Raw genomic sequence first — 12,868 nt, forward strand, 5'->3', positions numbered from 1 at the left:
AACACGGCAAAGGAGATGAGATTAAGCAAAATGATATCTGTTGGCACTGTATTTGCATGTTTTTCCTTCAACCTTTACGGCCAGTATGTTTCAAATCAACCTATAAACAACAAATCTCCCTTTTTTTTTGAAGCATCTTACATTGGGGACTTTGCCTCCAATTTACGGGGCGGGATAAAGCAGGGTAGTACTTACCTGGGGTTGGCCAATTTAAAAATAGGATTCAATACCGATAACGCAGGTTGGTGGAAAGGCGGAACTTTCTTTGTCAATGGCGGAAACACACATGGCGGACGACCTTCGGAATATTTGATTGGCGACTTTCAGGGTGTATCGAATATCGAGGCAGGTAACCTGACTTTTCTGTATGAATTGTGGTATAAGCAAATGCTAAAACGTGTTACGGTCATAACTGGCTTGCAGGATCTTAATGCGAATTTTGCGGTATGTGCTTCCGGAGCCCTGTTTCTGAATAGTTCATTTGGTATCATGCCCAGTATCTCCGGGAATATTCCTGCTCCGATTTTTCCGCTCACCGCCCTGGGGGTTTCTGTACAATGGAACGTGAATAACACCATGTCATGGCAAAGCGCTGTTTATGACGGAACTCCCGACAATTTTCAGAGCAATCCCTATAACACGAAATGGTGTTTAGGTAAAAATAATGGTATATTGTCTGTCACAGAGGTCGATTTTGCTCATAGCCTGATAAAAGAACTTCAGGGAAGTTATAAGGCAGGTTTTTATTTCCGGCATTGCAATGATTCCATACCATGTGAACAGACCAAGTTGGGATTCTATTTTATTGGAGAACAGGAAGTATGGAAAACGAAAACACGGCGAGTGGTCTTGTTCTCACAACTGGGGATTAATCCAACACCACATCGGATTGACAAAGGTTATATTAGTATAGGCCTGAATTATAATGGCTTGTTTCCCGGACGAAGAGAGGATCAGGCTGGGGTTGCAATTGCGTATCTGGATTTAAAAAATGGAGCAGTGGCAAACGAAACTACAGTTGAAATGGCATATCAATGGAACGTCAATCCCAATGTATACCTCAAGCCTGATGTTCAATACGTGTTTAATCCGGCCCGTACAGGTATCCGATACAAAAATGCAGTTGTAAGTATCCTACGGTTCGGCATTCATTTTTAGCTCTGCTCCAGGCAGTCATCATAAAAAAGATTTTTGTAATTTTGCCCGGGATAACTTATTGATCAAAGGGCGGTTTTTATCCTTTTTTTGAGAAATAAGCCCATATCGTTCTATTGCCAATAAACGATCTTCCATACAATGCTTAAAAGGGCGTTATTTTTATTGTCATTTTGTTGCCTTCAATCTTTGGCTTTTGGTCAGACGCTTGAATATCAGAATTTTGCCAATATTTCATTTACTGCCGACAATGCCATCGTCTATGCCTTTGTGCAGGATCGACAGGGATTGCTATGGCTTGAAACAGATAAAGGATTGTATAGTTATGATGGTTATTTTTTTCAATACCATCCTTATGGAGCCACCCAGCAGGCGCCGATCTTTACCTGTGGCGTTATTTACCGAAAAAAATATCTTTACCTGGGCTCTTTCGGAGGTGTCTATATTTACAATATTGAGACAGATCGCTTCGAAAAGAGTGTTTCCGGATTACCCACTGATGTCCGTGCGGTTGCCTTGCAGGGCAATAAACTTTGGATAGGTACATTGACGGGGTTGTATTTATACAACCTGAAAGATGGCAAAATTACCAATTACTCCGCGACAAGTCATACAGGGATTACGCATAATGCGGTTTACTGCCTGCAAATATCGGAGAATAACGATCTTTATGTCGGAACGTATAATGGATTATGTGTCAAATATAACCATAAGGATACGTTCCAAAAAATAGAGCTACCGGTAACGACTGCCAAAAAATCCCTGCTGGTCAACTCGCTTTGCGAGGATGTTGCCCGGAAATGTATTTGGGTCGGTACAGAGGGGTATTTGTTGCAATATCATCCGGATACAAAGAAGGTGGAACATATTGCACAGTTCGATGGCAACTCCGTTAAGTCATTGGCGATTGACAAGGATAACAACCTGCTTCTCGGTACAGATAACGGTTTGTTCGTCTATAATCCGGAGCAAAACCATATCACGCATGTAGTACATGATACCCGTAACAACAACTCCTTGATAGATAATGCTATTTGGTCAATTTTTGTGGATAAGGATAAAAATGCCTGGTTTGGAACAGCTTATGGAATATCGTTCAGCAAAAATACAAAACGCTACCAGTTGATAACGATTTTCCAGCAAACCGGAGTAGGCGATGGAAATCAAATATATTGCATGTTTAAAGACTCCCGCGGTAATTTTTGGTATGGCGGCAGCAACGGTCTGATTTTTGTCGATGCAAAAACGAAACGAAGCATTTGGTATAGGATGGGAGATCCACGATACCCTCTTTCGCACAATCGGGTCAGATGTATTTATGAAGACAGGGACCACGACCTGTGGATCGCTACGGATGGGAGTATAAGCCGCTATAATTATGCTAACCACCAGTTTATTCATTACAACATTATTGATAAAACAGGTACCCGCAATGCGAACTGGGCCTACAGTATTCTTGAAGACAACAGGGGACAATTGTGGATTGCAACCTATTTGGGTGGGTTATTTATTGTTGACAAACACAAGCTGCTTGCCAACACTTCAGGACCGTATGTGGCAGAGCGAAATCTTAATATCAACGTATTTTCAACGATTGAATCTGGTAATTTCGTTAGTCAGATTGTTCAGGACAAACAGGGAAACATCTGGGCATTGACACCCGATGATGGAATTGCCCGAATCAACAGCATTACCGGACAGGCAAGTAAAATGTTCTTTAAATCTGATCGTGGAACTAATATTGATCTGAATTCAACATGCATGCTGATGGATCTTTCCGGTTATCTCTGGGTTGGATTTGATGGTGGCCTTATTAGAATAGATCCTGCTACCAACAGGGAAATGATTATTAAATATGATGCGCTGAAGCAAAATAATATCCGTGCATTAGCCGAAGAAGGGGAGTATATCTGGATCAGTACGATAAAAGGTATTTTTTGCCTGAACAAAAAGACTTTTGCCATTCAACAGATCAATCTTCCCGATAAGTTTTTCATGAGTAGTTTCTATGATACGCAAAGCCATCGCATGTTTTTAGGCGGAGTCGACGGATATATCGTTTTTTCTCCCAATGTTTGTCGTCATGCCACAGGAACATCATCTCTGCTTCTTACCGATTTGTTGATCAACGGCAAATCGTATGATTCAAATATCAACCGTAAAGGAGAAGCGATCCGTTATTTGAACAGGATTTCGCTGCCTTACGATCAAAATAATGTGACTTTTCAGGTATCAGATCTAACCTATTCAAAGGAAGAAAACCATAAATATGAATATTACCTGAATGGCGTTGATCGCGAGTGGCATACGATTGATCCCGGTACCAACCGGATTACCTATACCAACCTCTCTCCTGGCAATTATGAACTGACAGTTCGTAATGTCAATACAAATCCGGACAATTCTCAGCAGGATCTTGTATTTATACTTCAAATCAGGTATCCGTGGTATAATACTATTTGGGCGCGATTGTTTTATCTCATAGTGATTGTTGCTGTTGTGTATTGGTTAATAAAGTATTACAGGGATAAACACCAAATAAAAATTGAACGGATAGAACGGGAAAAATCGCTTGAATTGTCGAACCTTAAAATTGATTTCTTTACCAATGTTTCGCATGAACTGAAAACTCCATTGAGTCTGATTATCGCACCTCTGAGTAAGATGATGCTCGAAACCCGTAGTACCAACCTAAAAAAACAATTGAATTCGATTTATAAAAATGCGCTTAGACTGAATGAGTTGGTACAGCAGGTGGTAGGATTTGGGCACCAGGATCAGGTTGTTGATGCAGCCCTGATCAAATCACAAGTTGAATTTGTAGAATTTGCCCGTGGAATATTTGCAGTGTATGAAGACTTATTCCAACAGAAGGAAATACAGGGGCTGTTTTTGTCAGATATCAAACAGGTCTATGTTGAAATCGATGTGGTGAAAATGGAATCGGTGTTGAATAACCTGATATTTAATGCTTTTAAATTTACTAATCAGGGTGGTACCATTACCTTAGCCATAACACAAAGTTCGGAAGAAAATTTACAATTAATTATTGCCGACACTGGCATCGGAATTCCCCGGGAAGATTTACCATATGTATTCGAGCGTTTTTACCAGTCGCATAAAATGGTACATAGTTATGAAGGTTCCGGTATCGGGCTCTATCTTGTCAAAAAGTATATGGACCAACACAAAGGCACTATTCATATTGATTCGGAAGAAAACCACGGAACTACGATGACGCTGACATTGCCTTGCTCTCCTATTATTAAAGAATTCGATAGGGAGGAACAAAAGAAGGTAGTTTATGCGACGCCTACCCAAGCTGAGCCAGGAAAGAAAGAGATTCTTATTGTGGAAGATAATCTGGAAGTAAGTGAATTTTTAATGCATTCATTGTCGGGTGAATACGCAGTGCATGTGGCGCATAATGGCAAAACAGGACTTGATAGTGCATTGGAGTTGCATCCCGACCTGATCATTGCCGATATGATGATGCCGGTGCTTGACGGGATGGAGATGTGCCGTCAGTTGCGCAAACACAAGGAGATGTCGTTAATCCCGATCATTATGCTGACAGCAAAAGACGATACCCTGACGGAAGAACAAAGTCTGAAGGCGGGTGTAAATGCCTTTGTACCAAAGCCATTTGATCTGAACATCCTCATGCTGCGTGTTCGCCAGTTAATCACTCAAAATGACAAGATAGAGGAAAAGCTCCGCATCGAAGCGATGACCACCCCAAAAGAAATAGAAACTACTTCGTATGATGAAAAGTTGCTGGCCAACCTGACTAAAATCATTGAAGATAATATTGATAATCCTGAAATGAATGTCAATTTCCTGAGTGAACTTTCAGAAATCAGCACCAAGCAAATTTACCGCAAAATAAAAAAACTGACAGGTTTTACTCCTGTCGACTATATTCGTTCCATTCGTTTAGAAAAAGCCGCCATGCTGCTGGCACAGAAAAAATTTTCTGTAACAGAAGTAATGTATTTGGTGGGTTTTACCAATCATTCCTATTTTACCAAATGTTTCCAGAATAAATTCGGACAAACCCCGAAACAGTACACCAAATAACCGGAAATTAAAAAAGAAACTATTTAGTTGCTATCTGATCTTCAATCTGCATTGTCGTTGATCTGCATACGTTTGATTTAAGTGAGACTAATTCTTTTTAATATCCAGATTATTATTGTTTTATGGCTTTTTTAATAATCTCTTCAGCTTACGATAACCGGACTGTTAAATCCTTTTCCACGTCTGTTTTTTGTTAGTTTATGTCCGATTTCGTCGGACTATATGCTCTCCTTCCTTCTACTTTTGTTCATCCCAAAATGAAGTGATCAGGCTGTTCTTTTGCCTGTTTTCCTTCAATGGGAAATGGTTCTCTTGTCTGTAATCCATATTTATGACAAAGCGTTGCCAGCCGGATTACACTGTATGCGTTTTAATCAGGTTTTTTTAGGCAATCAGGGTGTGTCGTTTTAATGTTCGTGAGTTTAATGATCTCAATTGTTTAATCTTAATTTATCTATTATGAGAAAAATCCTCCATGTGGAAAAATTTTGTCATTATCGGTTCTTTGTAATGACAATCTTCATGTTGTTTGTCAGTTGTTTGCTTTATGCAGCACCTTTACCACCCACCCAACAGAATTCGACGGAAAACGGTTCTCGTAAAATAACGGGAATAGTGAAAGACGAAAAGGGAATGCCCCTACCAGGTGTAAATGTAGTCGTAGCAGGTACCCATACAGGAACTATTACCGACGTTAATGGCTCTTTTAGCCTGACACTGCCTGCTGATAAAACTGCATTGGAATTTTCTTTTATTGGTTATCAGTCACAGAAGATTTTTGCGGCAGGCAAAAGCAGGTTGAATGTACAAATGACGCCAGAAGCCAGGAAACTAGATGAAGTGGTGGTGATCGGGTACGGTACGCAAAAAGCCAAAGATCTTACCGGAGCTATCGAATCGGTCAGTTCCAAGGATTTCCAGAAAGCCCCTGTTGCTAATGCAGAGGAGTTGATTTCCAATAAAATATCAGGTGTTCAGGTACTACCGTCAAGTGGTCAGCCAGGCGCAGGAAGTTCTATCCTAATTCGAGGCGGCGCTTCATTGAGTGCCAGCCTTGATCCGCTTATCGTGATAGACGGAATGCCATTGGAAGGCTGGGATAGCGGCCCTGGCATGCTAAGTCAACTGAATCCTAATGACATAGCCACTTTTACTGTGCTTAAAGATGCTTCTGCCGCTGCCATTTACGGTTCGCGTGCATCGAATGGCGTTATTCTTATCACTACTAAAGAAGGCGTCAAAGGTGCACCAAAGATCTCTTTTTCAGAAAATACGGAAGTGTCGGATCTTCGAAAGGAAATATCCGTACTGTCTGCCACTCAGTATCGTAACGTGATAAATAATTTAGGCCTAACCACGGTTACTCCTGTGGGAAATGCATCAACCGACTGGCAGAAAGAAATTTTTCAGACAGCACTTTCTACCAGTTATAACCTTAGCGTCGGAGGTAAGGTAAAAGCCCTTCCTTACTATGCTTCTACCAGTTATACTGATCAGAATGGCATTCTGAAAACAGGTAATTATAAGAGAATTACAGGTATGTTGAATCTTAATCCAACATTTTTCACTGATCATCTTAAAGTGACCATCAGTGTGAAAGGTTCGTATGAAAAACAACGGATTGCCAATCAAAATGCTATCTGGGTTGCTGCAGAATATGATCCCACACAGCCTGTTTACACGTCCGATCAGACGTATGGTGGTTATTACCAATATACCCAGTATGCTTCGAATCCAGCGGTTACCATTTCCAATCCGGTAAGTATGATTGATCAGGTACACAGTTATAGTAGTACTATACGGAGCATAGGCAATATTCATTTGGACTACAAAGTTCATTTTCTTCCCGACCTGCATATCAATGTAAATGCAGGATATGATGCATCAAGGGCGACTTCGTCATATTGGACTCCGGCTAATTATTTTGCTGATAACGTGGCCGGTGGTTATAACAACCAGGCCGATCCAGCATCAAAAGTATTTAATACAGTGTTCGAATCGTATGCCAATTATGCGAAAGAGCTACCGTCACTACTTAGCAAGATTGATCTTACAGGTGGATATTCCTATAATAACTTCTTGTCTACCTATTATTATTATCCGACATACAATCAGGCTGGAACACAATTATCGCAGTATGGATATCCTTCCACATCCGGCTATGGAATGGATCAACCGAGCCACTCCATTATCTCTTTCTATGGACGTCTGAATTATACCTTCGACCAGAAATATCTTTTAACTGCCTCGATTCGCGATGATGGCTCTTCCCGTTTTGCCCCCAGTCATCGTTGGGGAATATTTCCATCAGCAGCATTGGCATGGAAAATGAAAGATGAGAACTTTTTGAAGAATAACCGTGTTATTTCCGATCTGAAACTAAGATTGAGTTATGGCGTTACCGGACAGCAGGATGGACTGGCTAATTATATGCATGTTCCTGTTTATACGGCTGCAAGCACCCTTTATCAGTATTATATTGGCAATACGGCATATACTACAATCTGGCCATCGGTTTACAACCCGGATGTAAAGTGGGAGCAAACAGCCACTGCCAATGCTGGTGTAGATTACGGTTTTCTGGAACACCGCATCACGGGCTCCCTCGATGTATATAAACGGGAAACAAAAGATTTACTCCAGACAGTCATAGTCCCGCTTGGATATACATTTTCTTCCACTATGACACGAAATATTGGTACAATGGAAAATGACGGTGTAGAATTTCTTATTAAAGCCGTGCCTGTTCAGACCAAAAACTTTACTTGGAATATTAGCTACAATTTTGCTTATAATCAAAATAAAATTACACATCTGAATTATACGACGGATAACGGATTATCGCTTTCGAGTGATGATCGCCTTGTTAACACTGTGGGGTATAGTCGTGATACCTATTATCTCTACCATCAGGTGTACGACAAAAACGGCATGCCAGTAGAAGGACAGGTGGTTGATGCTAATCATGATGGAGTGATCAGTGCCAGTGACCGTTATTTAACCAATAAATCGGCAGTGCCAAAATACCTTATGGGTTTTAATACAAGCTTTCAATATAAAAGATGGACGTTGGGTATTGCCATGCATTCAGATTTAGGCAATTATATTTATTACCAACCAACCAATAGCACCATAGCCATTACCGGATGGAATACTTCCGAAAATATGAGTACACTCTATTATAAAACGCATTTCTCTCAAAGTAGTTCTTATGAGAATTACAGCGATCTTTACTTACAAAACGCTTCATTTCTGAAGTGTGATAATATTAATCTGGGGTATGATTTCGGTAATATTATCCGTGACAGTCATGTGTCGCTCAGGTTATCCGCATCCGTTCAGAATGTGTTTACGATTACCAAATTCACCGGACAAGATCCTGAAACGAATAGTGGATATCAAAACACCTATCCGATTCCCCGAACATTTTCTTTAGGATTAAATCTTAACTTCTAATTTTAACGCTATGAATGATATAAAAATGAATCCCTATAAATTCCTGACAATAGTTACAGCCTTTGTACTTGTTTCTGCTTTGAGTTTATCTTCCTGTACAAGCGATCTGAACAAGATGCCGACCAATGGCATCACCAATTCGGAGCAATATTCTACAGTAGCAGGATATAAACAGAGTTTGGTGTCGCTGTTCTCTAATCTGGCATATAATAATTTTTTGCGCTATTATTGGGAAATGCAGGAATATCCCACCGATGAAGCTGTAGGCACCTGGGATGACGACGGCAATACAGGCGAATACCATAAACTTGATTGGAGCGCCGATCTTACGGCTATCAATAATCTTTACACGGTTGTGATGACTAATATCACGTACTGCAATAATTTTATCAATGAAGCTTCCGATGCTAATGTGGCTAAACGGGGATTTACGGGTACGGATGCAGCCACTATCAAGCAATATCTGGCTGAAGCAAAATTTCTGCGGGCCTATTTTTATTGGATTATGATGGATGAATATGCCAATCCTCCTTTCGCAACCGAACAAACATTAGGTCAAAGCAATCCTACACAGATTAAGCGTGATGCCTTGTTTGATTGGATAGAAGCGCAGTTGAAAAGTATTGATACCGATCTGCCTGATCCGAAAACAAACGAATGGGGACTTCCCGATAAAGCTGCTGAATGGTCATTGTTGGCCCGTATGTATCTCAACGCCTCTGTTTATACCGACACAGCCCGATATACGGATGCCATCACCTATTGCAATAAAGTGATTAATGCGGGATATTCACTTGAACCGTGCTATAATTGGTTGATGCTTGGCGATAATTATAAAAATACCAATGAGTTTATTTTTACCATCAACTATAAGAATTCGATGGAAACATGGGGTGGAACAAATTTTCTTTCTCTGGGTGCTGCCGGAGTCCCTTCGACTGTCAACGGTCTGTCGTCAAGCTGGGGGGAATTCAGAACTACATCAGCTTTAGTCAATCTGTTTCCCTCGACCGACACGCTTACTGACAAACGGGCAGAGTTCTGGACAACAGGACAAACTTTGGATATTACCAGTATTTCTTCGCAAACAGATGGCTATTCTTTCTACAAATACCGCAATGTAGACCGCTCTGGTCAAGCTATAGTGCAAAATAACAGTTATGGCAATTTGTCTGATATTGATTTTCCGGTCTTCCGTCTGGCAGAAATCTATCTGATCTACGCAGAAGCTGTGTTAAGAGGCGGATCGGGAGGGAGCATGTCTACGGCATTGTCATATATCAACCAGCTAAGAGGTCGTGCTTATGCTAACAATCCTCAGAGTACAGCAGGAAATATTACCCTGTCGCAGTTGACTCTCAACTTTATTCTCGATGAACGTGCCCGCGAATTGTATTGGGAGGCGCAACGCCGTACCGATTTGGTTCGCTACAATAAATTGACCACCGCCGATTATCTATGGCCTTGGAAAGGTAATGTTGCCGCTGGTAAAGCTGTTGACAGCAAATACAACATCTTCCCAATTCCCACGTCAGATTTGCTGGCAAACCCGAACCTGACTCAAAACACAGGCTATTGATCTGTGGTTTATGACGAATTAACCATGTTATTCACGATTAAAATGAAATGATCATGACAAACAATATATTTAAATGGATTTTGGCGCTTTTTACAGTAGGATTGATAGTTGTTTCGTGTACCGACAATACCCCTGCCTATATAGCAACCTTACCGGCTGATGGAACATTTACACTGCATGCCAGTGATACTACCATTGCATTGTCATCTACCAATGCCGGATCAACGAATGCAGTGACTTTCAGTTGGGACTCGCTCACCTATGGCGTGAGCACTCCGGTAACCTATACGTTGCAAGTTGATACTTTGAATGGTACGTTTTCCAATCCTATCGAAGAATCGGTGATCACTAACAGTTATACTTTTTCCTACTCTGATTCTATATTGAACCTGCGGGCATTGAAACTCAACCTGAAAGCAGGGCAACCAGAGAAACTGAAAGTCAGATTGAAATCGAGTCTGGCGTATAATCAGATGGTTGCTTATTCAAATGTCATTACATTAACTGTAACTCCCTATACTTCTACAGTGCTTAAATATGCAATGCCAACTGCTCTTTACTTACAAGGTAGCGCAGTAGCTTCCAATTGGGGTTATCCTGTCCCCGATGCACAGAAGATGGTACAAATTGACGACCATCGTTTTGCATTGCTGGTTTCACTTACTGGTGGAGGATCGTACGATTTCATTACTACTGCTTCTTCATGGGGAGATCCGGCCTATAGGGCGGCTACATCATCTGAAGCTGCCTCAGGAGGTAACTTTATTCCTTCGGGATCAACTACTACACCAGCATGGGGAGGATCTGATATCCCAGCTCCCGCTACGAGTGGTGTTTATCAGGTAATAGTCGATTTTACGACAGGTACGTATACCGTGACAGCAGCTCCTGGCCTGCTCTCTGCGCCATCTGCCCTGTATATCGTGGGCGATGCTACTCCGTTGGGGTGGGCAGCTCCCGATGCTACACAGAAATTTACACAGATTGATGCCAATACCTTTGCCCTGAAAGTATATCTGACCGGAGGAAAGACTTATGCTTTGATTACGGCTGCTTCTACATGGACAGATCCGGCCTTTATCCTTCCGGCAGGCTCTGCTGCATCTTCATTCACATCGGGTGGTGAAATCATTGCGAGCGGTGCTGCCAACAACTGGGCAGGTGTTAATATGCAAAGCCCTTCAACATCGGGTACCTATACGATTACTGCCAACTTTAAGTCGGGAACATTTATTGTTTCACAATAGAGCGCCTGATTGAAGAATATTCTTTATTCCTTATGCAATGGTCACGTAACAAAATACCGTTGCATAAGGTTTTAACGAAATACAAGCTGTACTGCACAAAAATGGATTTGATGTCGTATATTGGGAACCCGAAGGAGAAAGGACAGGGAGTGGTTATCAACTCAATTGCTGGAAAAATATACCTCCGTTCAAAGCGATGGAGTTATTTTTGTATAAGCCGTAGAATTAATAAAAAACATAACAATGAAGAATAAGGGAAAGATTATATTGTTGGTCATGTCATTTCTGGGTCTATTGCTGTGCTCAGCATGCCAAAAGGCTACTATAACAACAACGGCTACTACAACAAGCGATACAACGTTTGCCAAAGGTGCTGATGTCAGTTGGGTAACTCAAATGGAGGCCAGTGGCGTCAAATTTTATAATGCTGCCGGTACGCAAACTGAATGTATGACGTTGCTAAAGAGCTTGGGAATCAATTCTATCCGGTTGAGGGCATGGGTCAATCCATCTGATGGATGGTGCAACACGAAGGATTTGTTGGTGAAGGCACTTCGAGCCAAAAACCTCGGGATGCGAATCATGATCGATTTTCACTATAGCGATACATGGGCAGATCCTTCCCATCAAACTATTCCGGCAGCGTGGGCATCGCTGAGTTTTTCAGCATTGGAAACGGCCATGGCCAACTACACGACCAATGTTCTTGATACGTTGAAAACAAATGGAATCACGCCTGAGTGGGTGCAAGTGGGCAACGAAACCGGCAATGGGATGATGTGGCCGGCTGGTAATGCTACTACCAGTATGGCAAATTATGCCGCCTTGGTAAATACGGGATACAACGCGGTAAAAGCTGTGTTTCCCAACACAAAAGTGATTATTCATTTACAAAATGGATATGATAATTCACTCTATCGCTGGTTGTTTGATGGATTGAAAAGCAATGGTGCCAAATGGGATGTGATTGGCATGTCGTTATATCCGTCCACCACAAACTGGCAAAACTACAATGCCCAATGCCTTGCCAATATGAACGATATGGTGAGCCGCTATGGTTCTGAAGTGATGATTTGTGAAGTGGGAATGCCCTGGGATTCGCCCACTGTTTGCCAAAGCTTTCTGACCGACCTGATTGCCAAAGTGAAATCGGTAAGTAATCATAAAGGACTCGGAGTCTTTTATTGGGAACCGGAATGTTATAACAATTGGCAAAATTACACATTAGGCGCTTTCGATAATTCAGGCAAACCGACCGTAGCATTGAATGCCTTCAAATAAAAAATCATAAACCAAACAGGAATGCTTGTCCAGAGGCATGTGAAACAGGTCTCCACGAGGATTCTATATG

6 protein-coding genes are annotated in these 12,868 nt (G+C 41.5%); all 6 read left to right on the plus strand.

The window, feature by feature from the left end; genetic code table 11:
* Positions 1-15: 15 nt before the first annotated feature.
* Positions 16-1,158, plus strand: a complete 1,143-nt coding sequence (locus FHX64_RS01995; protein WP_183412174.1) for a carbohydrate porin — start codon at positions 16-18, stop codon at positions 1,156-1,158.
* Positions 1,159-1,296: 138 nt separating this feature from the next.
* Positions 1,297-5,235 (plus strand): two-component regulator propeller domain-containing protein, encoded by a 3,939-nt coding sequence (locus FHX64_RS02000; protein ID WP_183412175.1) that lies wholly within the window; start codon positions 1,297-1,299, stop codon positions 5,233-5,235.
* A gap of 459 nt (positions 5,236-5,694) precedes the next feature.
* Entirely contained in the window at positions 5,695-8,691 is a 2,997-nt protein-coding gene (locus tag FHX64_RS02005) for a SusC/RagA family TonB-linked outer membrane protein (RefSeq protein WP_183412176.1), read from the plus strand.
* A gap of 10 nt (positions 8,692-8,701) precedes the next feature.
* A complete protein-coding gene (locus tag FHX64_RS02010; protein WP_221202120.1) occupies positions 8,702-10,270 on the plus strand; it encodes a RagB/SusD family nutrient uptake outer membrane protein in 1,569 nt (522 codons plus the stop codon).
* A gap of 53 nt (positions 10,271-10,323) precedes the next feature.
* A complete protein-coding gene (locus FHX64_RS02015) occupies positions 10,324-11,517 on the plus strand; it encodes a SusE domain-containing protein (RefSeq protein ID WP_183412177.1) in 1,194 nt (397 codons plus the stop codon).
* A gap of 243 nt (positions 11,518-11,760) precedes the next feature.
* Positions 11,761-12,798 carry a glycoside hydrolase family 53 protein gene (locus FHX64_RS02020; protein WP_183412178.1) on the plus strand — a complete coding sequence of 346 codons (1,038 nt, stop codon included), beginning with the start codon at positions 11,761-11,763 and terminating at the stop codon, positions 12,796-12,798.
* Positions 12,799-12,868: the final 70 nt, after the last annotated feature.

Origin of the sequence: Microbacter margulisiae, from assembly GCF_014192515.1 — a bacterium.
GTDB classification, from domain to species: domain Bacteria; phylum Bacteroidota; class Bacteroidia; order Bacteroidales; family Paludibacteraceae; genus Microbacter; species Microbacter margulisiae.